This window comes from Streptomyces rubellus (genome assembly GCF_036323805.1).
GTDB lineage: Bacteria > Actinomycetota > Actinomycetes > Streptomycetales > Streptomycetaceae > Streptomyces.
This window is the reverse complement of the sequence record NZ_JAZDCX010000011.1, coordinates 217477-240134: the sequence shown is the minus strand read 5'-3', so window position 1 is coordinate 240134 and position 22658 is coordinate 217477. Positions and strand designations below refer to the sequence as shown.

Below are 22658 nucleotides of genomic sequence, written 5' to 3'. Positions count from 1 at the left end.
GGGGGGGGGGGGGGGGGTCCCCGGGGGGGGGGGGGGGGGGCCCCGACGGCCGTCTGCCGTGCGGGCGGCGTCGTGCTCCGTCCGCACGGAGTTCCTGCGAGGTCAGCGAGCGGCGACGTTCTGCGCGACCCCGGTCTCCGGGGCTGCCTCGGCGTCGGACTGGAGGGATGCGGTGTTCCTCGGGCCGCGCAGGGCGACGTAGAGGAGCAGTGCGGCCATGACGGCGGCGCCGATCCACATGGACTGCTGCCAGCCGTCGACGAAGGACTGCTGCGCCGCGTGGACCAGGCCCTGGGCGTGGCTGCCGGTGGCGGGTGCGACCTCGACGGCGTTGGCGATGCCTTCGCGGGCGGTGTCCGCGGCACCGTCGGGGATGCCGTCGAGCCTGCCGTCGATGGCACTGCGGTAGCCGTTCGCCAGGAGCGCGCCGAGCATGGCGACACCGAGAGCGGTGCCGAACTCGCGGGTGACATCGTTGAGCGCGGAGGCGACGCCCTGCTCGGCGCGGGGCAGTGAACTGGTGATGGCCGCGGTGGAGGGCGTCATCGACAGCCCCATGCCGATGCCCATGGCGAGCATGCCGGCCAGGATGGACAGGTAGCCGCCGTCGACGGACACGAACAGGGCCATCAGGGCCAGGCCGAGGGTGGCCAGGGCGATGCCGACGGTCATGGTGGAGCGGGCGCCGATCTTGGCGGCCATCTTGGGGGCCAGGCCGGAGGCCATCATCATCGTGACGGCCATGGGCATCATCGCCACGGTGGACAGCAGTCCGGTCCAGCCGAGTACGGCCTGGAAGAACGGGAAGAGGACGACGGCGATACCGGCCTGGACGCCGAAGACGACGAGCAGGGTGATGGAGCCGCCGGCCAGGCCGCGCTCACGGAAGAGGCGTACGTCCAGCAGGGATGCGTCGCGGCGGTGCAGTTCCCAGGCCACGAAGGTGACTGCGGCGATGACACCGACGGCCAGGCTGATCAGGGTGACGGGGTCGGTCCAGCCGCGCTCGGGGCCTTCCTGCAGGACGAAGATGAGACCGATCACGGCGACGGTGGAGACCAGCGCACCGATGGTGTCGAAGGATTGGGTGGAGCGTTCGCGGGAGTTGGGCACCGACTTCAGAGCCATCACCAGCGCGACGGCGACCAGGACCACGGGCAGCACGAACAGCCAGCGCCAGTCGGCGACGTCGACCAGCAGGGCGGAGAGGAACATGCCCAGGATGCCGCCACCTCCGGCGACACCGGTCCACACACCGATCGCCTTGCCGCGCTCCTCCTCGGGGAAGGTGGAGGTGATGACGGCGAGAGTGATCGGCATGATCATCGCGGCGCTGATACCGGCGGCCACGCGCGCGGCGATCATCACCCCGGCCGACGGAGCGAGTCCCGCGACGACGCTGGCGGCGCCGAAGATGATCATTCCGGTGACCAGCATGGGCTTGCGGCCCAGACGGTCACCGATCGCGCCGAGCGGCAGCAGCAGCGCGGCCAGGGCGAGGGTGTAGACATTGATGATCCACAGAACGGTGGTATGCGAGGCGCCGAACTCGACGGCCATGTGAGTCTGGGCGACGTTCAGCCCGGACACCGATGCGATGACAGCCATCAACGCGATCGAGACGGTGATCAGGATCGCGCGCAGCTGACGCGCATCCGGTGTTCCCGCGCCGCCGGCCGACGCGGCCGCCGCCTGGGGAGGCTGATTGATACTCATGGTTTCCTTCCCAAAAGGGCATGCGGAATCAGCGCCGGGACAGGACCGGTCGCCGGGTTGGTGAGGTAGGGACTTGCTCACCGCGCGGACCGCTGGATGGCCGTCCGCGCGGTTCTTCGGCAGCGGGGCTTACATGTCAGCCGGTGGCCCTCTGCGCGGCGGCGAGCGCGGCGTCGGTGTCCGCGGCGGCCAGCACGGCGTTGATGTGGGAGCCGGCCAGGGCGCCGGCCGCAGCAGAGGCGCCGACCTGGGCGGTGAGGTCGGTGGCGTTGCCGGCCACCCACACGCCGGGGATCTCGGTGGTGCCGGCCATGGCGGAGGCGATCCGGCGGCCCATGTTGTCGGGCAGGTCCTCCATCGGCAGCTTCAGGCCCTCCAAGCCCTCGGTACGGGCCTGCATCTGTGTGGCCACAGCCAGAATCCGCCGCCCCACGAAAGTGCCGTCGGTCAGGCGGACGCCTGCGAGGGCGCCCTGTTCGGTGACGACCTCCCTGACGTCGGTCTCGATGATGCGGATGTTGCGGGCGGCGAAGCGGGCGCGGGTCCCGGAGTCCAGGCCGGTGCCGCGAGTGAAGTAGACGAGGTCATCCGTCAGCTGGCGGAACAGCCAGGCGTGGTGGACGGAGGCGGGACCGGTGGCGAGGATGCCGATGGGCTCGTCGCGCACCTCGTAGCCGTGGCAGTAGGGGCAGTGCACCACGCTGTGGCCCCAGTGCTCGGCCAGGCCGGGCACCTCGGGCAGCACGTCGCGCAGGCCGGTGGCCACCAGTACCCGGCGCGCCGTCAGCGTGCGGCCGTCGGTCAGGGTGACGGCGAACCGCGGATCACCCTCCGCCGAGGGGGCGGCGGGTTCGGCCGTGGCCACTTCCCCGAGGACGATTCGGCCGCCGTACTCACGTACCTGCCGGCGTCCGCGCCCGAGGATCTCGGACGGCGGGGTACCGTCCAGGACGATGAAGCCGTGCATGGCGGCGGCGGGGGCGTTGCGCGGGGTGCCGCTGTCGATCACGACGACCGAGCGGCGCGAGCGGGCCAGCATCAGCGCGCCGTTCAGGCCCGCGGCGCCGCCGCCGATCACCACTGCGTCCACGGTCCCGGTGGGCAGTGCATCGCTCTCGTGGTGGGAAGTCTGCGCAGACATGTCGCGCCCTTTCGTCGTACCCGGGCCCCGTGCTGGACCGTCTGTGTTCGACGTTAAGCCCACGTTGCATCAAGGGCATACCATGTTGCCCATGACGCAAGAAGATGGGCAGCTGGACAGCCTCGTACGCAAACGGATCCGCGCACTGCGCGTCGCGCAGGGCTGGTCGCTGGAGGAGCTGGCCACGCGCGCCAACCTCAGCCAGTCCTCACTGAGCCGCATCGAGAACGGTCAGCGCCGCCTCGCCCTGGACCAGCTGGTCACCCTCGCCCGCGCACTGGACACCACCTTGGACCAGCTCGTGGAGAACGCCGCCGACGACGTCGTCATCAGCCCGATGATCGACAGCACGCACGGCCTGATGCGCTGGCCCGTAAAGGGCGACCCCGGCATGAGCGTGATGCGTCAGCGGATGACCGGCCCGCCGCCCGACAACCCGGCCCGCATGCGCGCCCACCCCGGCCGCGAATGGCTGGTGGTGCTGTCCGGTACCGCCGTCCTCATGCTCGGCCACCGGCGCTTTCGCATCGGAACCAACCAGGCCGCGGAGTTCCCCACCATGATGCCGCACGCCATCGGCGCCGAGGGCGGGCCATGCGAGATCATGGGCATCTTCGACCGCGACGCCCGCCGCGGCCACCAGAAGGACGTCGGCGCCGACGGCTCCGAAGCCGACTGCGGAGACACCCGGGGCCCCTGCGAATAGCGGGCCATGGTCGCGCCGAAGGCCCACGGCGCGGTGGGCGGTATTGCGTGGCGGGCAGCACATCAAGCCACCCTCTTGCGTATTCCGCAAGCACTCGTGCGGAACGCGCATGACAGGCTTACGGTGATGCCATGGCCCACACGCACCAGCACACCCCCCACCACGACGGAAACGGTCACCACCCCGACCACGACCATGGCGGTCAGGCGGAGATCCTCGATCTGGACGCCGAGGTGCTCGCCGAGCACATGGCGTCCATCACCGCCTGGCTGCCGCTGAAGAGCGAGCCGCGCCAGATCGTGGACCTGGGCTGCGGCACCGGCGCGGGAACCTTCGCGCTCCTCGAACGCTTCCCCGACGCGCACGTCACCGCCGCCGACACCTCGGCCGGGCACCTCCAGCTCCTGCGCGAGAGGGCATGCGCCCGCGGTGTCGAGGAGCGCGTACGGACCGTGCAGGCCGACCTCGACACCAACCACTGGCCCGACCTCGGCACGCCGGATCTGGTGTGGGCCTCGGCCTCGATGCACCACATGGCCAACCCCGACCGCACCCTGCGGAGCGTGCGCGAACTGCTCGCCCCCGGCGGCCTGTTCGCCGTCGTCGAGCTCGCGGGCTTCCCCCGCTTCCTGCCCGCCCACGCCCCGGAGAACCGGCCTGGCCTCGAAGAGCGCGCACATGCCGCGACCGACAGCTTCCACGCCGAGCACGTTCCGCACCGCGGCGCCGACTGGGGCCCGATACTGACAGCCGCCGGCTTCACCGTCGAGGACGAGCGCACCATCACCATCAACATCGAAGGTGAGCGCAGCGAAGCGATCGGCCGCTACGCCTACGGCAGCCTGCAGCGCATCCGCGGCGTCGCCGCACCCGCCCTCAGCCCCGAGGACCTCGCCGCACTCGACGAGCTCCTGGACACCAACAGCCCGAACAGCCTTCTGTGCCGCGAGGATCTCGCCGTACGCACCGAGCGCACCGTCTGGGCCGCCCGCCGCGCCTGACGCCCGGCGCCCCCACGGCTGCCCGCCGAGCAGCCCCAGCACCCGATCGCCTGCCTCATACGCAACCACCGCCTGCGCAGCGCCATGCGCTTCGTCGGCTGAGCAACCATGCCCGCGCACGCCCGCGCAGCGCCATCGCCGCGACCCCACAGCGCGGCGGAGAGGAAAGGGAGCATCCATGACTGCACCGCAGATTCCCGCCGACCACGAAGCCTGGCGCCAGGGCCGGTGGGAAGAGATCGCCGGAGCGAGCGGCAAGGCCAAGGTCGTCGCCAACGCCAAGATCACCGACCCGGGCCCTCACACGCTTCCCGGCATCCCCGGCGAATGGCGCACCACCGAAGCAGGAGACCTGACCGTGACGGCCAAGGCCGTCGACGGAGTGCGGGTGGCCGGCAGCCTGGTCGACGGAACGAGCACCGTCCCCTCCGGCGCCTCCCTGGAGTTCCCTGACAACCGGGGCGGCTTCGCCAGTGGCACGGACGGCTCCTACGGCCTGGTCGTCATGGACCAGGACCGCGTCGAGCGCACCGGACTCACCGGCATCGACACCTTCCCCTACGACCCCGCCTGGGTCTTCGAAGGCCAGTACCGGGCAGCTCCCGAAGGGCGCCGGATCGAGGTGCCGCGGCTGACCAGCCCGCGCAGCACCGAAGCCATCCTGGCTCCCGTCGACCTGGCCGTGACCATCGACGGCACCGAATACGTCCTGGCCGTCCTCCAGGACTTCCCCGGCCAGCGGCTGGTGATCTTCACCGACGAGACCAACGGCGACTCGACACCGGCGATCGGCCGCTGGCTGATGCTGCCGCTGCTGGAGTCCGGCAGCACCGTGACGGTCGACTTCAACAAGGCCACGCTCTCGCACCACCACCTGAACCCGGATGTGTTCGTCTGTCCGCTCTCGCCACCCGGCAACCACCTGCCGATGCGCATCGAGGTCGGCGAGCGCGCCCTGATCCACGCCGCTACCGGTCAGAGCTGACACGCCCCCCTGCCGGAACCCGTCAACTCACTCGTACCGAAGGAAGACCCGCATGAGCCAGGACCTGAAGGACAAGGCCGCCACCTACCTCCGCGCACTGGAGAACCGCGACTGGAAGACTGCCCGGGCCCTGTGCGCCGAGACGGCCACCGTCTGGCACAACGACGGCAAGGGGGAGCAGTCCATCGAGGAGAACATCGCCGGGATGGAGGGCCAGATCGAATCCATCGAATCGATGCGCTACGACATCCTGCGTCAACTCTCCCAGCCGGGCGAAGTCCTCCAGCAGCACGTGGTACACGTCGCCACCACAAACGGCATGCGCGGCGAGGTCCACGCCGCCGTCTACTTCGGCTTCGACGGTGCCGGACAGATCAAGCGCATCGAGGAGTACGCCAACTTCCTCCCCGTCGGCGGCCAGGACAGCTGACGGCGACAGCCGGCACACGCCCTCTCACCGCCACGGCGCCATGACCTCGAAGGGGCCACCCACTGCCCGGGGCCGTGCTCCCCACCTCTCCGCCGCGGCTGAAGACCCGGGGAGCGAAAACCCACAGCAGCGCACCCAATGCAGACAGTCCCCCAGAGGTCGTCTCCTCCCGGTTTTTCATCCCGGGATCCGCCGTTTGGTCTGTGGTACCGGGCTGCACCAGGAAACGGTGTTCTCGCCGGTGAGGCGGCGGGCCATCAGGCCGGTCACGGCGAGGTGATCATGGCTTCGGAGCGTTCGGGAGGGTTTCGTAGTCGCGGGCCGGGCGGCGGTGGAGCATGAGCCATCCGTAGGTCCGCGCGACAGCCCACCGCTTTGGAACAGGCGTGAAGCCCGTGGCCCCGGGCGGTGATCTCCGTGTCGATGCCGAGGGCGGCGGCGTGTCCGGCGGCGACCTGGTCCAGGAGCCGGGTGCCGGCCACGGAGTCCCGCACGCTCGCCGCGGTGGAGCGGCCACCTCAGGACTTGTTGCCCGGTTCGTGGCGCCGGGTCTCGAACTCGGTGTGCCCGTTGGGGCAGCGGGGGATTTTGTCGCCCTGTTGCACGTGGACCTTCTCCGAGCACTGGGCGCAGTAGAAGTCACCGGTCTTCTGTGCCTTCTCTCCCGCGTGCGCAGCCATCGCGCTCACCTCCTGTCTCTTTGGAAGAGCCGTCGTCATCCGTTGGTGCCCGCGGTGGTGGCCGCTCCGGTGCCGGCCGCTTCGCCGAGGCCGGGGGCGACCGAGCCGTGGCCGTCCACGCCGAGGGCCACCTTCGTCCAGCCCGATTCCCGGCGGTCGAACGTCCGGTACGCCTCGACCGCGTCGGGGACCTCGGCCCAGCGGGTCAGCAGCGGGGTGGGGTCCAGTTCGCCGGAGGCGACCATGGACACCAGGCGGGGCAGGTAGCGGCGGTGGTTGCAGTTGCCCATCCGCAGGGTGAGGTTCTTCATGAACGCCTCGCCGAACGGATAGTGCTCCACCTGCGGCGGATAGACCCCGATGGTTCCGACGGTGCCGGCCTTGGCCGCCGTCTGCACCGCCCAGCGGGCCGCCAGCGACGGCGCGTCGCCGGGGACCCAGGTGTCGCCGTCGGGCCGCTGCTCGGGGGCGACCTCGTCGCGCTCGCGGTCGAACTCCTCCGCCTGCCCGGCCAGTGCCTCGGCGGCCGGGCCGCGGGCGGGACGCTGCGCGTCGACACCGACGGCGTCGACCACCCGGTCCACGCCGATGCCGCCGGTCAGGTCCAAGACCGCCTCGACGGGCTCCTCGGCGTTGAAGTCGACCGTCTCGGCGTGCTGGTCGCGGGCCAGGTCGAGGCGGTCGGAAACGCCGTCCACCACGATGATCCGCCCGGCGCCCTGCAGCCGGGCGCAGGCGATGGCGGACTGGCCCACGGGGCCGGCGCCGAGGATCGCGACCGTGTCGCCGGAGCCGATCTCGGCCAGCCGCGCGCCGAACCACGCCGTGGGATAGATGTCGGACAGCAGGATCGCCTGGGCGTCGTCGACGGTGTCCGGCAACGGCACCAGCCCGACGTGGGCGTACGGGATGCGGGCGTACTCCGCCTGCAGCCCGTCCAGACCGCCGGCCGCCTCGGGGCCACCGAAGAACACCGTGCCCGCCCGGCGTCCGCCGGGGTTGGCGTTGTCGCACTGGGCGTAGTAGCCGGCCCGGCAGTAGCTGCACGTCCCGCAGGCGACCGTGGAGGGCACCACCACCCGGTCGCCCGGGCGGAAGTTCCGCACGCCCGCGCCGACCTCCTCCACGATCCCGACGGCCTCGTGGCCCAGGATCCGCCCCTCCTTCATGCCCGGCATCGTGCCGCGCACGAAGTGCAGGTCGGTCCCGCAGATCGCCGACGAGGTGATCCGCACGATCGCGTCGTACGGTTCGTGGATCTTCGGTTCCGGAACGTCCTCCACACGGATGTCGCCCACACCGTGCCATACGACGGCCTTCATCAGCACACACCCCTTCGCAGGTCGGTCGCGTTCTTCCGAACGGGTCGCGGGTGCCCGGGGCCCCGCCACCGGAAACAACGGGCACCACTCCGCGAACCGCGGGTCGCGGTCGTGGGAGGGGTGTTACGCCGTCCGCCCCCGGGGTACCGCGGACCGGGCACCGGCAGCCGGGCGGGCCGGGGCCCGTCCGCAGGCAACCGCGCGACCAGGGAGAGCACGGCGATGGCAGTCACCGGGGGTTCCGCCGACGGCACGGCGGCGCGGGAGGGCCGGCGGACGCGGGAGGCACGGGAGGTGCGGGAGATGCGCGACGAAGCCCTGCCGCTGACCGGCCCGCACTCCCTCGACCCCCTGCTGGAGCGGATCGGCGACGCCCGCTACGTGGCCGTCGGCGAGGCCTCCCACGGCACCGCGGAGTTCTACCGGTGGCGGGCGGAGCTGACCCGCCGGCTGATCGTGGAGGAGGGCTTCTCGCTGGTGGCCGTGGAGGGCGACTGGCCCGACTGCCAGGCACTGCACCACTGCGTCACCGGCGCCCCCGGCAGCCCGGAGGACCCCGGGGAGGTGCTGGACGGCTTCGGACGCTGGCCGCGGTGGATGTGGGCCAACACCGAGGTGCTGGAGTTCGCCCGGTGGCTGCGCGGGCACAACCTCGCCCTGCCCGCCGGGGAACGCGTCGGCTTCTTCGGACTCGACGTCTACAGCCTGTGGGAGTCGCTGCACGCCGTGCTGGACCACGTGCGCGAGCACGACCCCGACCAGGTGGAGCAGGCCCTCGCCGCCTGCCGCTGCCTCGAGCCGTACGCCCGGGATCCGCAGTCGTACGCGCTGGCCACCCAGGTGGTGCCCGCCGGGTGCCAGGCGGAGGTGGTCTCCCTGCTGACCGGACTGCGGGAGCGGGCCGGCCGGAGGCGGGCGGTAGGCGCCGGCGGCGGCCGGACGGCGGAGTTCACCGTCCGGCAGAACGCCGAGATCCTGGCGGGCGCGGAGCGCTACTACCGGGCGATGGTGCGCGGCGGCCCGGAGTCGTGGAACATCCGCGACCACCACATGGCCGACACCCTCGACCGGCTCGTGGCCCACCACGGCCCGGAGACCAAGGCGGTGGTCTGGGAGCACAACACCCACGTCGGGGACGCCCGGGCCACCGACATGACCGACGCGGGCATGGTCAGCGTCGGCCAGTTGCTGCGCGAACGGCACGCGGCCGAGGGTGTGGTGCTGGTCGGCTTCGGCTCCTACGAGGGAACGGTGGTCGCCGCACAGCAGTGGGGCATGCCGCCGGAGACGATGGAGGTGCCGCCCGCCCGGGACGGCAGCGTGGAGCACCTGCTGCACCGGGCCCTGCCCGGCGGCTCGGCCCTGTTCGTCTGGGACGGCGGGGACGGTGCCGGGAGTGGGGCCGGCGCCGGTGCCCCCGCGCCGGCCTGGCGCCGCGAGGAGCGCGACCACCGCGCGATCGGGGTCGTCTACCGGCCGCAGGCCGAACGCTGGGGCAACTACGTGCCCACCGTGCTCACCGACCGCTACGACGCCTTCCTCCACCTGGACCGCACCCGGGCGCTGGATCCCCTCCACCGCTACGAACACGGCACGGGCGAGGAGGAGACCTACCCCACCGGCCAGTGAACCCCACGGCTGCGGGCGACCGGTCGGCGGTGAGCACGAGGCCACGGCACGCCGGGGGTCGGCCGGCCGATTCATCGAGCGTTCGGGTGCACCCCTGCGCCGAACACGGGAAGAAACGCCGACAGAGCTCATACGTTTCGCTCCACGGGTACTCCTGCCGGTGCCGCACCCCGGCGACCGTACGCCCGCCCCCCTTCAGGAGTTGACGACGTGGCCCTGTCCCACCCCACCCAGCCCGGCGACATCGATCATCTGATCGCCGACGACCACGCGATCGTGGAGAGGCAGTTCCAGCACCTGGAGGCGGGGCGGGGCGACCGCCGGACCCTCGTCGACCAGGTCTGCTTCGAGCTCTCGCTGCACGCCTTCGCCGAGGAGGTCGTGCTCTACCCGCTCTGGCCCGAGCTGGGCATGGAGGACGCCAACCACGACGCCCGCGAGGAGCACCACGGTATGAAGGAACTGCTGGTGACCCTCGACGGCACGGAACCGGGCGAGGCCGAGTTCGAGCGGGCGCTGACCGAACTCATCGCCCTGGTGCGCCATCACGTCGCCGACGAGGAGGGCGAGGAACTCCCGGCCTTCCGCGCCAAGGTGGGCCCGGAAAGGATGGCCGAGCTCGGCAGGCAGTTCATCGCCGCCAAGCGGCAGGCACCGCCCGCCCCGCACCCGCACGCGCCCGACGGCGGCGGCGCCGCCGAGAAGGCCGCCGGCAAGCTCGCCAAGCCCGTCGACGAGGGCAGAGCCTCCGCGACGGGCAAGAAGAAGCGGCTGGCCACCGACGCGTCCGGGCTGCTCGACCCCCAGGCCCGGGCCGTCGTCGACGCCCACTCGGCCCTGGAACCCCTCCCCTTCGAGACCCTCACCCCGGACCAGGCCCGCAAGCAGCCCGGCCCCGACGCCGCCGTGCGGAAGGTGATGGAGGAGCGGGGGATCGACGGCCCCGAGCCGGTGGGGTCCGTGGAGGACCTGCGGATCCCCGACGCGGCCGGCGGCGAGCAGACCCTGCGCGTCTACACCCCCGCCGCCCCCGCCTCCGGTCCACTGCCCGTCATCATGTGGATCCACGGCGGCGGCTGGGTGCTGTTCGACATCGACACCTACGACGCCTCCTGCCGCGGACTGGCGAACAAGACCGGCGCGGTCGTGGTGTCGCCCGGCTACCGGCGCGCGCCGGAGGCGGCCTTCCCCGCCTCCCACGACGACGTGCTGGCCGCCTACCGCTGGACCGTCGCCAACGCCTCCCGCATCGGCGGCGATCCGGCCCGCACCGGCATCGGCGGGGAGTCCGTCGGCGGGAACATGGCACCCGCGACGGTCCTGCAGCTCGCCGCCGCCGGGGAGCCGGTCCCCGCGGCACAGGTCTGCGTCTACCCTCTGACGACCGCCGAGCAGTACGGGGAGTCGATGGAGGACGCCGCGGACGGCAGGCCCCTCAACCGCGCGCTGTTGAGCTGGATGGCGGCACACGCCTTCGACGGCAGGCCCGACGCCGCCAAGGACCCCAGGATCGACCTGCTCGGGCTGCCGGCCGACCGGCTGGCCGCCATGCCCCCGACCCTGGTGATCACCGCCGAGCGCGATGTCCTGCGCAGCCAGGGCGAGGAGTTCGCACACCACCTGCAGGACGCCGGAGTGCCCACGACCCTCACCCGCTACGACGGGGTCATGCACGAGTTCTTCGGCGCCTCGGCCGTCCTGGACAAGGCCGAACAGGCCCAGCGGCAGGCCGCCGACCACTTCGCCCGCGCCTTCGCCGGCAGCAGGTGACGAACACGGCCGGGGAACGGCGGCACAGGTCCCCCGTCCGCTCCTCCCTTCACGGGAGCCGGCCGGCGGCGGGCGGCGGACTCGCCCGCTGGGGCCGCAGGTGATCGGCGCCCGAAGCCCCGCGCTCGGAGGCGGTCTGCGGACCGGTTCCTTCCGCCGCTTCGTGGACGGGCGTGGCCGCGGGGCGGAGGTGGAGGCCGGGTGGGTCAGTCATCGGTGAGCGTACGGGCCAGGGACGTGAGGTCGTCGGCGGTCAGGGTGGGGGCGGTCATGGCAGCCGGGTAGACCGTGGCGCCGCGACGCAGCCAGGCGGCGGCGAGGCCGGCACGGCGTGCGCCGTCGACATCCCAGGGGTGCACCGCGGCCAGCAGCGTCTCGTCCGCGGCCGCTCCCAGCCGGTCGATCGCGTACCGGTAGGCGGCGGGGGCCGGTTTCCAGGCCCGGGGGCCGCGGACGTCCAGGAGCGCCTCGAAGTGCTCGAGCAGCCCCGCGCCGTCCAGCAGGCGTTCGGCCGTGGGGGCGGCGCCGTTGGTCATCGCGGCCAGCCGGAATCCGGCCTCCCGCAGGGCGCGCACTCCCCCGGGCACGTCGGGATGCACGGGAAGCGTGCCGAGCCCTTCCAGGACGTGCCGGACGGCGTCGTCGGCACCACCCGACCGCTCGGGCAGTTCGCCCAGCAGGGCGCGCAGCCCGTCGGCGGCGAGGTCGGCGAACTCGGCGAAGCCGCCGGCGGCGGTGAGGGCGAAACCGTCCCGCAGGACTCCGGCGAACCACAGCTGTGCCAGGTGTCCGGGCGCGCCGACCTCTTCGAACCGGGTGCGCAACGGTGTCATGTCGCTGAGTGTCTCGTTCACGTCGAAGACGACGAGACGCGGTGGGGGACGCATGGGCTCCTGCCTGTTCGTCGGGCCGTGGCCGGTCATCGTGGGTGCGGATCACAAGTGTCACAGTGGTGCTGTGTTTCCCCCCGGCTCCCGTGTGGTTCCGCGTGGCGCAGCATGTGGGCACGGATGAACGCCCTTCGCCGGGCGGCACTCGGACGCGGTCAATCGAGCCCGAGGAGGTGGAGCCGCGCGGACGTGGCCGGGCCTCCGCCAGGCGCCCTTGGTCCGCAGACGGTGCGAACCGCCGGGGCGTTCCGCGAAGCGCTCCGGAGGAAGACGATGGCCCAGCGGGTCTGCGAGATCATGAGGCCGATTCCACCACCGCACGCCGCAGACCCCGATCGTGGGGGTCGCCCGGCTGATGCGGGAGGAGGACATCGGCGAGGTGCTGATCGCCGAGGACGGCCGGCTGCGCGGTCTGGCCACCGACCGCGACCTGGTGGTGCGGGCCGTGGCCGAGGTCCGGGACGTCGAGGCCACCGCGGCGCAGGACGTGGGCAGCACCGACCTGGTCACCTGCTCCCCGCGGCCAGGTCCCCGATCCAGCCCTTTCCGTGGGAACGGGCGCCACCCGGTCACCCCCGGTCCACAGTCCAGGGCCGAAGCCGCGGGTCTCCTGGTCCTGTTGCCAAGAGCCGCTCGCCTTCACCGGCTCGCTCGGGACATCGGCTCGCGTGACCTTCACAGCCGCAGGGCCGATACTGCCTTTCGTGGGACTCCGGTCGGCATGCCGCCGATCCGTCGCAGGAACCTGACAAGGCGCTGTCAGAGTCAGCGTTGAGTCAGCGTCAGCACCGCCACAGCCCGCTTCCGGCCGCTGCGGACCGCCAGGATCGAGAACTGCCCGAACATGCTCTGACCAGCGAAAATGCAGGCCGACGACCCGCCCGCTAAGCTTACTGGGAGGCACCTATGAAGATGCTGATCAACGTGCCGGAGACCGTGGTGGCGGACGCGCTGCGCGGCATGGCCGCGGCGCATCCCGAGCTGACGGTCGACGTCGAGCGCCGGATCGTGGTGCGGCGGGACGCGCCCGTCGCGGACAAGGTGGGCCTGGTGTCCGGGGGCGGTTCGGGGCACGAGCCGCTGCACGGCGGCTTCGTCGGGCCCGGAATGCTGGACGCGGCCTGCCCCGGTGAGATCTTCACCTCCCCCGTCCCCGACCAGATGGCACGGGCGGCGGCGGCCGTGGACAGCGGCCGGGGCGTGCTGTTCGTGGTGAAGAACTACACCGGTGACGTGCTGAACTTCGACATGGCGGCCGAGCTGGCCGAGGACGAGGGGGTGCAGGTCGCCAGGGTGCTCGTCGACGACGACGTGGCGGTGACCGACAGCACCCACACCGCCGGGCGGCGCGGCACCGGCGCCACGCTGTTCGTGGAGAAGCTGGCGGGGGCCGCGGCGGCGGAGGGTGCTCCCCTGGAGCGGGTGGCGGCGGTCGCCCGGCAGGTCAACGAGTCCTCGCGCAGCTTCGGCGTCGCGCTGAGCGCCTGCTCGACCCCGGCCACCGGCGGCCCCACCTTCGACCTGCCGCCCGGCGAGCTGGAGCTGGGGGTGGGCATCCACGGCGAGCCCGGGCGCGAGCGGCGGGGCATGATGACCTCCGGCGAGATCGCCGACTTCGCGGTGGACGCGGTCCTGACGGACCTGCGCCCCGGCGGTCCCGTCCTGGCCCTGGTCAACGGCATGGGCGGCACTCCGCTGGTGGAGCTGTACGGGTTCGCCGCCGAGGTGCACCGGGTACTGGCCGAGCGCGGCGTGGCCGTGGCGCGCACCCTCGTCGGCAACTACGTCACCTCGCTCGACATGGCCGGCTGCTCCGTGACGCTGTGCCAGGCTGACGAGGACCTGCTGCGGCTGTGGGACGCGCCCGTACGCACCCCCGCGCTGCGCTGGGGCATGTGAGCGGGGTCCGGCGGGGAAGGACACCGGGGCGTGTCCCGGCCCCCGGACAGCCGGCCGGGGGCCGGGCACCGGCAGGAACGACGCGAGGAGACCGTGGTGACCGTCGCACTGGACGCCGACTTCTTCCGCCGCTGGATGTCCGCGGCGGCGGCCGCCGTGGCCCGGGAGGAGCGGCTGCTGACCGAGCTGGACTCCGCCATCGGCGACGCCGACCACGGCGGCAATCTGCGGCGCGGTTTCACCGCCGTCCTCGCCGCCCTGGACGAGGAGGCACCCGCCGCCGCCGGCACGATACTCGCCCTCGCCGGACAGCGGCTGATCTCCACCGTCGGCGGCGCCTCGGGACCGCTGTACGGGACACTGCTGCGGCGCACGGGCAAGGCGCTGGGCGACGGCGCGGCCGTGGACGCCGTACGACTGCGGGACGCGCTGCGGGAGGGGGTGGACGCGGTGGCCCGGCTGGGCTCGGCGGCCCGGGGAGACAAGACGATGCTGGACGCGCTGTACCCGGCGGTCGAGGCGCTGGACGGGTCGGCCGGGTCGTTCCGGGCGGCCCGTGCGGCGGCCGAGGAGGGCGCCGCCGCCACCGTGCCGATGCGGGCCCGCAGGGGGCGGGCGAGCTATCTGGGCGAGCGCAGCGTCGGCCACCAGGATCCCGGTGCCACCTCCGCCGCGCTGCTGTTCGCCGCGCTCGCCGAGACAGCGGACACCGGCTCCGGCGGAGCAGGAGATCACGGGGATTCCGGGAGGGCGGCATGAGCGGCACGGAAAGCGGTACCGGACCGGTCGGCATCGTACTGGTCTCGCACAGCAGGCAGGTGGCCGAATCCGTCGCCCGGCTCGCCCTCGGGCTCGTCGGCCACGTCACCGCGCTCCCGGTGGAGGCCGCCGGCGGAACCGAGGACGGGGCGCTGGGCACCAGCTCCGAACTGATCACCGAGGCGGTCCGCCGGGCCGACCGGGGCGCGGGAGTGGTGGTGCTGGCCGACCTGGGCAGCGCGGTGCTGACGGTACGCACCCTGCTGGCCGAGGAGGGCGAGCTGCCCGAGGGCACCCGCCTGGTGGACGCGCCCTTCGTGGAGGGCGCGGTCGCGGCCGTGGTCACCGCCTCCACCGGTGCCGACCTGGACGCGGTGGCGGCGACCGCGACGGAGGCGTACGGCTACCGCAAGCTCTGAACGGCGGCCGGGGCCGGCGCACCCGGAGCCCGGCCGCCTGGCCCCCCGGGTACGCCGGACGCCGGGCGGGCGGTGCCGGGCCGGAGGGGCCTGTCCCGTTCATCCCGCGTGGGTCCCGGGGCTGATGATCTCGTCCAGTACCGCGCGGACCGCCGCGAAGGCGGCACGGCGCACGGCCGCCGGTTCCCCCGGGTCGCCGTCCTCACCGGAGCCGGCCGCCTGGTCGGCGGCCCAGTCCCGGGCGACCCGGATACGGCGGAGGAGTTCGTCTGCGTCCACGACATCGGCCATGGACGGAACCTACCCGCCCCGGGCACGCCGCAGCCGGGGAGAACGGAACGAGCGGTGCCGGGCCGTTCAGCGGCTCGACACGGGGAACGCGTCCACCGGAGTGCTGCCTCCCCAGTCCGGACGGATGCCCACGGCGCTGCACAGCGCGATGTAGAGCATCACGGGATGGGTGTACGGCACATCGTCGTCGGGCCAGTGGGTCAGCCGCGGCCCCGGGTGCGCGGCCCTGGGGACGGTGACGAAGGCGCCGACCGAGTAACGCGCCACCGCCGACCAGGCGATGCCGACGTCGGCCTGCGCCGGCACGATCCACCACCACCGTTCGGTGTCGGTGAAGACGCACCCCGTCCGGGGCAGGGCGCGCCTGACCCTCAGGCCGAGACCGGCGCTCACCCCGACGGCGTCGTACCCGAGCGGGGCGGGCAGGGCGGGCGGCAGCCGCAGACGTTCCCCGCGCTGTCCCGCCGGGGCCCCGCGGCCCGGCCCGGACAGACCGGGCAGACCACGGGTGAACCTGGCCAGCAGACCGGGGCCGCGGTGCGGCCTCAGCACGGCGTGCCGGGGGCTAACGGCACCGGACCGCCGCGGTGCGGCGGCACGGGGACCGTGTGCCCGGTCCTCCTCCGCGTCCCGCCTCCCCTTTCTCCGCTTCCGCTGCCCCTCCCGGCCCCTCCGGCCCTTCCGTCTCCTCTCCCCGTTCTCCCCGTGCCCGCTCCCGCGGCACCCGTCGGCTGCGCACCCACCGGCTGTCCGTACATCAACGGCCCCCTTCCACTGCCAGCGGCAGACGGGCCCACACCGACCAGCCACGGCCGGGCCCCCCGTCGCGGATTCCCCATGCGGTGCTCACGGCCTCCACCAGGAGCAGCCCGCGACCGTGCTCCTCCTCCGGTAAGCGGGCGCACGGATCCGGACGGCCCGGAGCGTGGCCGCACACCTCGATGTGCACCGAGCTCTCTCCCCCACCCGCCGCGCGCTCCTCGCGCACCTCGCACGCCACCGATTCGCTGTCCGTGTGCACCACCACGTTGGTGAACAGTTCCGACACCACCAGTACGGCCGTGTCGCGGATCCCCTCGCCCACCCCCCGGCGGCCCAGCAGGCCGCGGAGCCGGCGGCGCGCCTCCCCCGCCGACTCGGCACGCGCCGGCAGGACGAAGCCGTCCCGCCACGGCGGGAGCCCGACGGGCCCCGGGGCGGGGGGCCCGGTGTCGTCGGATGCCACGGCCGGTCCTGTGGAGCGGGGAAGACGGCGGCCGCGGGGCGCGAGAACCGCCCCGGACCGCGGCGAAGTGAACCCTGTCACAACATCACTATGCTTCCAGGCCGACCCAGTTGGCAAGAGACACTCTGGAAAGTGCATAGTTGCGGATGCAGGGTGTTCGCACTGCGGACGACATGGCACACTGCGGGACATGGCCAGGAGAAAAGCAAGGTGAGTGAGCCCCGCTCCGCCCCGACCGTGGGCCAGCTCGTACTGGGCAGGAGACTGCAGGACCTGCGCGAGAAGGCCGGCCTCAAGCGCGACGAGGCAGCCCGGATCCTCCATGTCACCTCCGCCACCGTCCGCAGGATGGAGACGGCGGAAGTCGCCCTGAAGATCCCGTACGTGAAACTGCTGCTGGAGGCGTACGGGGTGACCGGCGCCGACGCCGAGGCGTTCGTCGCGCTCGCCGAGGAGGCCAACAGGCCCGGCTGGTGGCAGCGGTTCCGCGATGTCCTGCCGGACTGGTTCAGCGTCCACGTCAGCCTGGAGAGCGCGGCGAAGGTCATCCGGGCCTACGAGCCGCAGGTGGTCCCCGGCCTCTTCCAGACCGAGGAGTACGCCCGGCACATCCTGCGCACCGGAGCCGTGGGCCGCTCCGATCCACGCGAGGTCGAGCGGCTCGTGGCGCTGCGGATGGAGCGTCAGCACCTGCTCGCCAGACCCGACGCCCCGCACCTGTGGATCCTGGTGGACGAGACCGCGCTGCGCCGTCCCGTCGGCTCCCCGGCCGTCATGCGCGCCCAGGTCGACCGGCTGCTGGAGGACGCCGAGCGGCCGAACGTCACCCTGCAGATCGCCGAGTTCTCCTCGGGGTTCCACCCGGGTACCTACGGACCCTTCGTCCTGTTCCGCTTCGGCCTCCCCGAACTCCCGGACATGGTCTACGTGGAGTACCTGACGGGGGCCGTCTATCTGGACGAGCGCAACGAGGTGGCCTCCCACCTCGAACTGCTGGACCGCATGTCGGCCCAGGCCGCGACCGCCCGCCGCACCAAGGAGATCCTGCGGGGTTTCCGCAAGGAGCTGTGATGGACCGCATATACAACGGCATGCGAGCCAGCGACCTCGGCACCGAGGGCTGGCGGAGGCCGTGGAGCGGCGGCAACGGCGGCAACTGCGTCGAGGTCAGGAAGCTTCCCGACGGACGGGTCGCGTTCCGCCAGTCCACCGATCCCGACGGTCCGGCGCTGATCTACACCCTCGGGGAGATCAGCGCGTTCATCCGGGGCGCCAAGGCCGGACAGGCGGATTTCCTGCTCTCCTGACGCCCCCGGAGGGGTCCCGCGGCGGGTGCCAGGCCTGCCCGCCGCGGGATTCCCGCACCGACGGCCGCCGGAGGCCGAAACCCGCCCCGGCGGCCGTGCACGGCCTGCATACTGACGTTCACTCACACGAACTGGAGGAGCACAGCGCATGGCCGACGACATGAGTTGGACCCGGACTCCGTCGGGACGGGAGCCGGTGGAGATCGACACCTCCGTCCCCAGCATCGCCCGGGTCTACGACGCCTTCCTGGGCGGCAAGGACCACTACCCGGTGGACCAGGAGATCGCCGACCAGGCGGCCAAGTCCTTCCCCGACGGCGGGGAGGGCGCGCGAACCAACCGCCGGCTGCTGGTCCGCGCCGTCCGCTACCTGGCGCGCCAGGGCATCGACCAGTTCCTCGACATCGGCTCGGGGCTGCCCACCGCGCAGAACACCCATCAGGTGGCCCAGGAGGTCAATCCGGAGGCCAGGGTCGTCTACGTCGACAACGACCCGATAGTCCTCGCCCACGGCCGGGCGCTGCTGGAGAACGACGACCGCACCGTCGTGGTCACCGCCGACATCCGGGAGCCCGACTTCCTGCTGAACCACCCCGACGTGGCCGGGATGCTGGACACCACCCGCCCGGTGGGCCTGATCATGAACGCCGTGATCCACCACCTCCTCGACGAGGAGAACCCCGACGACCTGGTGGAGACCTACAAGAAGTGGCTGCCGCCGGGCGGTTACCTGCTGCTGACCCACTTCTGCTCCTCCACGCCCGAGGCCCGCGGCCTGGAGTCGGTGCTGCGCCAGGCCCTCGGCCGGGGACGGCTGCGGAGCATGGCGCAGATCGCCGGCTTCTTCGAGGGACTGGAGATGGTCGAGCCGGGCGTGGTGTACCTGCCCTACTGGCACCCGGACGAGCCGGTGAAGGCCCCGCTGGACATCGCGGGCCTGCTGGTCGCCGGCGGCCTGGGCCGCAAGCCCTCGGGCGAGTAGGCCCGCGGCGGCGGACGCCGCCGCGGCAGGAGGCCACCGCTTCCGTACGGGGCGCCGAGCCGTACGGCCGCGGATCCGCGGGCCCTGTCGTCCCCCACGCGACGGGGCCCGCTCCTCTTCGTCCTTCCGTCCCGGTCCCGCTCCTTCCGGCCCTGCCCGTCCGGCTGTCCGTCCGCTCGCTTGTCGGGCCGCTTGGCACACTTCTCCTGAAGCGGCGCCCCGCGCGGCAGGGCCCCACCGCTTCCGCGCGCTCAGCGCGGCCGCGCCCTGGCCAGTTCCTCGGGCAGCCCGGGCGCGGGCTGGGGGATCTCACCGAAGTCCTCGTCCTCCCCGGTGACGCGCAGCCGGTTGAGGACGGCCTCCACGGCCGCGGGCAGCCGGGGGTGGCGCCCCCGGTGGCACTGTCTGAGAAGGTCCCGGCGGATGCCGTCGGGCAGGAGGAAGCCGCGCCGCGGGGCGGGTCCGGTGGCGGCGGTACGGAGCGGGCCGGGAGTGCGCGCCAGCCGGGCGGCCTGTTCGCGCCAGTGGTCGGCGTCCCGGAACTCCGCCAGGCTCCGGTGGTACAGGTACAGGCAGAAGGCCGCGGTACGGCTGCCGCCGCCGGCCGCGAACTGCCACCAGAACTGGGCGGCCTCCCGGTGGCCGATCAGGTGGAGCAGGCAGGCGAAGACCAGGGCGCCCTCGGGGTCCGCGCGCCGCCGGTCGACCAGGCGCGCCAGGACGGCCGCCGCCTCGGGCGCTCCCACGATCAGGGCGATGGCCAGGTCGAGGTCGTGGACGGCCTGCTCCCGGGCGGTGCGGTACCGCCATCCACGGGCCGCCGTCGGCGGCCACGCGGGCGGCTCGTGAACCGCGTGGCCGCGGGTCACGGCGCAGCCGTGGCCGGAGGGCGCCTCGCCGGGGATCTCCGCCTCCGCCAGCAGGGTGTCGATCGTCCGGTGTCCTTCGGTGCCGCGCACGTTACCGCTCCCCCGCCTTCTCGCCGCCGCGCAGGTTCATCCTGGCCGCCAGTTTCCGCTTGGCCTGCCGTGCCTGCGAGCGCACCGTGGCCCGGACCGTGCCCAGGTGCTCGGCCACTTCCTCGTCGGTGCAGCCCAGAACGTAGCGCAGAACGATGATGTCGTGCTGCCGTTCGGGAAGCCGGGTGATGGCCGAGTACAGGCTCATCCCGCTCTCCAGGACCTCGAACTCGTCCCGCAGTTCGGGCAGCAGCCGTCCCCGGCAGACGGCGTCGAAGGAGGCCGTCTCCGCCAGGGCCGGTTCCCGGCCGTGCTCGTCCAGCCAGTCCTGTATCCGCTCCTTGAGCACCGACCAGGCGTAGGCGGAGACCGACTCCTGCGCCAGCGCGTGGGGCCAGTTGTGCAGCAGGTGGCTGCAGGTGGCGTCCACCACCGCCTCGGCGCCGGCGCGCAGGCCCACCTGTGTGCGGGCGTAGCGCAGCCAGAGACCGTGGTGGCGTTCGTGGAAGGCGTCGAAGGTCAGGGCCATCCGGCGGCGGGGCTCCGGGGTGTGCGGACAGTCGTCGTCCAGTCCGAGAGGGGTGTCGTCAGAGGTGTTCACCACGGGTTGTTCCCGGCTTCGTGAGGGGTCCGTCGGGATCGTCTGACACGGGCGTCCTGTACCGGCTGGGCACCGCGGACTCCGCCGTGCGGACGGCCGCCGTCGTGCGGGGTTTCGGTTCTCGTCCGTCAGCCAATCCGATCGCGGGGCCTGCTGCATACCGGTTTCCGAAAAAAGAGCCGAGAGTAATAGTGTGACTAACGTCACGACGGGTGGTGGAGGACGGTACAGTACATCCCCCCTTCATAACCACCCCTGTTGCGGGGCGAGTTGGGGGATCCCGGGTCTTCGGTCAGGACCGGGGCGGTGCGGCGGCACGAGACGGCGAGACGAAGGGCAGGCAGCGTATGTCCGAGACGGTCGGCGGCGGTCCGGTCGATCTGGAGGTCGACCTGGAGCTGGACCGGGCGCACTCCGCCCGCATGTACGACTACTACCTCGGCGGCCACACCAACTTCCCCGCCGACCGGGAGGCCGCCGGCCGGGCCATCTCGGTCTTTCCCGCCGCCCTGTCGGCCGCCCGCGTCAACCGGCGGTTCATGCAGCGCGTCACCCGCCACCTGGCCACCGCGGGCATGCGCCAGTTCCTCGACGTCGGCACCGGCATCCCCACCTCGCCGAACCTCCACGAGATAGCCCAGGAGGTGGCGCCGGAGGCGCGGGTGGTCTACGCGGACAACGACCCCATCGTCCTCGCCCACGCCCAGGCCCTCCTGCGCGGCCATCCCGCCGGGCGCACCGCCTACTGCCAGGCCGATGTCACCGACCCGGCCGCCCTGCTGGCCGCGCCCGAGGTGCGCGAGACCCTCGACCTGGACCGGCCGGTGGCGCTCAGCCTCATCGCGGTCCTGCACTTCGTGCCGGGCGAGCACCGGGCGCACGAGATCGTCGAGCACTTCAGGGCGGCCCTGCCCGCGGGCAGCACCCTGGCCGTCAGCCATGTCACCGCCGAGTTCGACCCGGAGGGCGTCACCCGCGCCACCGAGGCCTACCGCGCCGCCGGAACACCGGCGCAGGCCCGTACCAGGGAGGAGTTCACCCGCTTCTTCGACGGCTGGGAGCTGCTGGAGCCGGGTGTCGTCCCCTCCCACCGATGGCGCCCCGATCCCGTCGACGGGACCGGCAACATCACCGACGCCGAGGCCGCCTGCTACGCCGCGGTGGCCCGCAAGCCCTGAGCGCGGTGTGACGAGCGCGGTGTGATGAGTACGGGTACTCAGGCGCCGGCGGGCACCCGGCGGCGACGATGGGGGCACCGCCCCCCGTCGGGCCCGCACACCTCGGAGGGACCTCTCGTGCTCAGCACCGTCGCCCGTACCGTCGTTCCCGTGTTCGGCCGTCTGCGGGTCACCACCGACCCGGACGCCGAGATCGTCCCCGGCAGCATCGTCGCCGCGAACCACACCTCGCTCGTCGACCCCGGGGTCGTCCTGGCCGCCCTCCACCGGCTGGGCACCGAGCCGGTCGTCCTGGCGACCGCGGGGCTGTGGCGGGTGCCGGTGCTGCGCCGGATGCTGACCCGCGAGGGTCATGTGCCGGTGCACCGGGGCACCGAGCGGGCCGTCCTGTCGCTGCGGGACGCCGCCGCGGCGCTGGAGGCCGGGAAGACCGTCCTGATCTACGGCGAGGGGGGTCTGCCGCGCCGCCCGGACGCGGCCGAGGCGGAGCCCGGCCCGTTCCGCAGCGGACTGGCCCGGCTGGCGCTGGCCACCGGTGCCGCGGTCGTCCCGCTCGGGCAGGCCGGCTCCCGCCGGATCAGTTCCGGGTCCGCCGCCAAGCAGGTCGCCGGGTTCGTCACCGCGCCGCTGCGGCGCCCCGACGTCCATGTGCACGTCGGGGCGCCGCTGCGGCTGTCCGGCGATGTCGTCACCGCCACCGCTCGGGCCCGCCGCGCGGTCGTCCACGCCTGGCGGGTCGCGGCGGACCGGGCCGCCTGACCCGCCGGG

The 22658-nt window shown here is 72.9% G+C and carries 24 protein-coding genes and 1 pseudogene; 14 read left to right on the top strand and 11 right to left on the bottom strand.

What is annotated here, in order from left to right:
• Positions 1 to 102: 102 nt before the first annotated feature.
• Both V1L54_RS15770 and V1L54_RS15765 read right to left on the bottom strand, forming a co-directional pair.
• Positions 103 to 1716 carry an MFS transporter gene (locus V1L54_RS15770; protein WP_330118622.1) on the bottom strand — a complete coding sequence of 538 codons (1614 nt, stop codon included), beginning with the start codon at positions 1714 to 1716 and terminating at the stop codon, positions 103 to 105.
• A gap of 136 nt (positions 1717 to 1852) precedes the next feature.
• Positions 1853 to 2857: an NAD(P)/FAD-dependent oxidoreductase gene (locus V1L54_RS15765; RefSeq protein WP_330118621.1), complete on the bottom strand. Its 1005-nt coding sequence runs from the start codon at positions 2855 to 2857 to the stop codon at positions 1853 to 1855.
• 91 nt (positions 2858 to 2948) lie between these two features.
• Between V1L54_RS15765 and V1L54_RS15760 the strand changes: the two genes are divergently transcribed.
• The 4 genes from V1L54_RS15760 to V1L54_RS15745 all read left to right on the top strand — a co-directional run bounded on the left by V1L54_RS15760 (position 2949) and on the right by V1L54_RS15745 (position 5979).
• Positions 2949 to 3563, top strand: coding sequence for a helix-turn-helix domain-containing protein (locus tag V1L54_RS15760; RefSeq protein WP_330118620.1), 615 nt, complete (start codon positions 2949 to 2951; stop codon positions 3561 to 3563).
• 131 nt (positions 3564 to 3694) lie between these two features.
• Positions 3695 to 4564: a class I SAM-dependent methyltransferase gene (locus V1L54_RS15755; protein ID WP_330118619.1), complete on the top strand. Its 870-nt coding sequence runs from the start codon at positions 3695 to 3697 to the stop codon at positions 4562 to 4564.
• 178 nt (positions 4565 to 4742) lie between these two features.
• On the top strand, positions 4743 to 5549 hold the full coding sequence (locus tag V1L54_RS15750) for a DUF1684 domain-containing protein (protein WP_330118618.1): 807 nt from the start codon (positions 4743 to 4745) through the stop codon (positions 5547 to 5549).
• 52 nt (positions 5550 to 5601) lie between these two features.
• Positions 5602 to 5979, top strand: a complete 378-nt coding sequence (locus V1L54_RS15745) for a nuclear transport factor 2 family protein (protein ID WP_330118617.1) — start codon at positions 5602 to 5604, stop codon at positions 5977 to 5979.
• 177 nt (positions 5980 to 6156) lie between these two features.
• Here the strand turns inward: V1L54_RS15745 and V1L54_RS15740 are convergent.
• The 3 genes and pseudogenes from V1L54_RS15740 to V1L54_RS15730 form a co-directional block, all read right to left on the bottom strand.
• Positions 6157 to 6485 (bottom strand): annotated as a pseudogene (locus V1L54_RS15740) (IS5 family transposase); the annotation flags it as partial.
• A gap of 12 nt (positions 6486 to 6497) precedes the next feature.
• Positions 6498 to 6659, bottom strand: a complete 162-nt coding sequence (locus V1L54_RS15735; RefSeq protein ID WP_330118616.1) for a zinc ribbon-containing protein — start codon at positions 6657 to 6659, stop codon at positions 6498 to 6500.
• 35 nt (positions 6660 to 6694) lie between these two features.
• On the bottom strand, positions 6695 to 7981 hold the full coding sequence (locus tag V1L54_RS15730) for a zinc-dependent alcohol dehydrogenase (protein ID WP_330118615.1): 1287 nt from the start codon (positions 7979 to 7981) through the stop codon (positions 6695 to 6697).
• A 222-nt stretch (positions 7982 to 8203) separates the two neighbouring features.
• Here V1L54_RS15730 and V1L54_RS15725 point away from each other — a divergent pair, with 222 nt between their 5' ends.
• Positions 8204 to 9610: an erythromycin esterase family protein gene (locus tag V1L54_RS15725; RefSeq protein ID WP_330118614.1), complete on the top strand. Its 1407-nt coding sequence runs from the start codon at positions 8204 to 8206 to the stop codon at positions 9608 to 9610.
• Between the two features lie 210 nt (positions 9611 to 9820).
• A complete protein-coding gene (locus V1L54_RS15720) occupies positions 9821 to 11380 on the top strand; it encodes an alpha/beta hydrolase fold domain-containing protein (protein WP_330118613.1) in 1560 nt (519 codons plus the stop codon).
• Between the two features lie 206 nt (positions 11381 to 11586).
• Here V1L54_RS15720 and V1L54_RS15715 read toward each other — a convergent pair whose 3' ends face one another.
• A complete protein-coding gene (locus V1L54_RS15715) occupies positions 11587 to 12267 on the bottom strand; it encodes a haloacid dehalogenase type II (RefSeq protein WP_330118612.1) in 681 nt (226 codons plus the stop codon).
• A gap of 909 nt (positions 12268 to 13176) precedes the next feature.
• Between V1L54_RS15715 and dhaK the strand changes: the two genes are divergently transcribed.
• The 3 genes from dhaK to dhaM all read left to right on the top strand — a co-directional run bounded on the left by dhaK (position 13177) and on the right by dhaM (position 15347).
• Positions 13177 to 14169 (top strand): dihydroxyacetone kinase subunit DhaK, encoded by a 993-nt coding sequence (dhaK, locus tag V1L54_RS15710; RefSeq protein WP_330118611.1) that lies wholly within the window; start codon positions 13177 to 13179, stop codon positions 14167 to 14169.
• A 135-nt stretch (positions 14170 to 14304) separates the two neighbouring features.
• Complete coding sequence (gene dhaL / locus V1L54_RS15705) at positions 14305 to 14928, top strand: dihydroxyacetone kinase subunit DhaL (RefSeq protein WP_330118638.1); 624 nt, start codon at positions 14305 to 14307, stop codon at positions 14926 to 14928.
• Complete coding sequence (dhaM, locus tag V1L54_RS15700) at positions 14925 to 15347, top strand: dihydroxyacetone kinase phosphoryl donor subunit DhaM (protein WP_330118610.1); 423 nt, start codon at positions 14925 to 14927, stop codon at positions 15345 to 15347. The genes dhaL and dhaM overlap by 4 nt, the downstream gene beginning before the upstream one ends.
• A gap of 99 nt (positions 15348 to 15446) precedes the next feature.
• Here dhaM and V1L54_RS15695 read toward each other — a convergent pair whose 3' ends face one another.
• The 3 genes from V1L54_RS15695 to V1L54_RS15685 form a co-directional block, all read right to left on the bottom strand.
• Complete coding sequence (locus tag V1L54_RS15695; protein ID WP_330118609.1) at positions 15447 to 15638, bottom strand: hypothetical protein; 192 nt, start codon at positions 15636 to 15638, stop codon at positions 15447 to 15449.
• Positions 15639 to 15704: 66 nt separating this feature from the next.
• Positions 15705 to 16190, bottom strand: a complete 486-nt coding sequence (locus V1L54_RS15690) for a hypothetical protein (protein WP_330118608.1) — start codon at positions 16188 to 16190, stop codon at positions 15705 to 15707.
• Positions 16191 to 16395: 205 nt separating this feature from the next.
• Positions 16396 to 16863: an ATP-binding protein gene (locus V1L54_RS15685; protein ID WP_330118607.1), complete on the bottom strand. Its 468-nt coding sequence runs from the start codon at positions 16861 to 16863 to the stop codon at positions 16396 to 16398.
• A gap of 210 nt (positions 16864 to 17073) precedes the next feature.
• Here V1L54_RS15685 and V1L54_RS15680 point away from each other — a divergent pair, with 210 nt between their 5' ends.
• The 3 genes from V1L54_RS15680 (at position 17074) to V1L54_RS15670 (ending at position 19152) form a co-directional block, all read left to right on the top strand.
• Positions 17074 to 17934 (top strand): Sco1979 family transcriptional regulator, encoded by an 861-nt coding sequence (locus tag V1L54_RS15680; protein ID WP_330118606.1) that lies wholly within the window; start codon positions 17074 to 17076, stop codon positions 17932 to 17934.
• The gene (locus V1L54_RS15675) at positions 17934 to 18170 is read left to right on the top strand and encodes a DUF397 domain-containing protein (protein ID WP_100200977.1); all 237 of its coding nucleotides are present in this window, start codon (positions 17934 to 17936) and stop codon (positions 18168 to 18170) included. The genes V1L54_RS15680 and V1L54_RS15675 overlap by 1 nt, the downstream gene beginning before the upstream one ends.
• A gap of 148 nt (positions 18171 to 18318) precedes the next feature.
• Positions 18319 to 19152 carry an SAM-dependent methyltransferase gene (locus V1L54_RS15670; protein ID WP_330118605.1) on the top strand — a complete coding sequence of 278 codons (834 nt, stop codon included), beginning with the start codon at positions 18319 to 18321 and terminating at the stop codon, positions 19150 to 19152.
• Positions 19153 to 19403: 251 nt separating this feature from the next.
• On the opposite strand, the gene V1L54_RS15665 is transcribed toward V1L54_RS15670, so the two are convergent.
• On the bottom strand, positions 19404 to 20111 hold the full coding sequence (locus V1L54_RS15665) for a hypothetical protein (RefSeq protein WP_330118604.1): 708 nt from the start codon (positions 20109 to 20111) through the stop codon (positions 19404 to 19406).
• 1 nt (position 20112) lies between these two features.
• Positions 20113 to 20712, bottom strand: a complete 600-nt coding sequence (locus tag V1L54_RS15660) for an RNA polymerase sigma factor (RefSeq protein ID WP_330118603.1) — start codon at positions 20710 to 20712, stop codon at positions 20113 to 20115.
• Positions 20713 to 21059: 347 nt separating this feature from the next.
• Between V1L54_RS15660 and V1L54_RS15655 the strand changes: the two genes are divergently transcribed.
• Both V1L54_RS15655 and V1L54_RS15650 read left to right on the top strand, forming a co-directional pair.
• A complete protein-coding gene (locus V1L54_RS15655; protein ID WP_330118602.1) occupies positions 21060 to 21890 on the top strand; it encodes an SAM-dependent methyltransferase in 831 nt (276 codons plus the stop codon).
• A 117-nt stretch (positions 21891 to 22007) separates the two neighbouring features.
• Positions 22008 to 22649 carry a lysophospholipid acyltransferase family protein gene (locus V1L54_RS15650; RefSeq protein ID WP_330118601.1) on the top strand — a complete coding sequence of 214 codons (642 nt, stop codon included), beginning with the start codon at positions 22008 to 22010 and terminating at the stop codon, positions 22647 to 22649.
• The last annotated feature ends 9 nt before the right edge of the window (positions 22650 to 22658 follow it).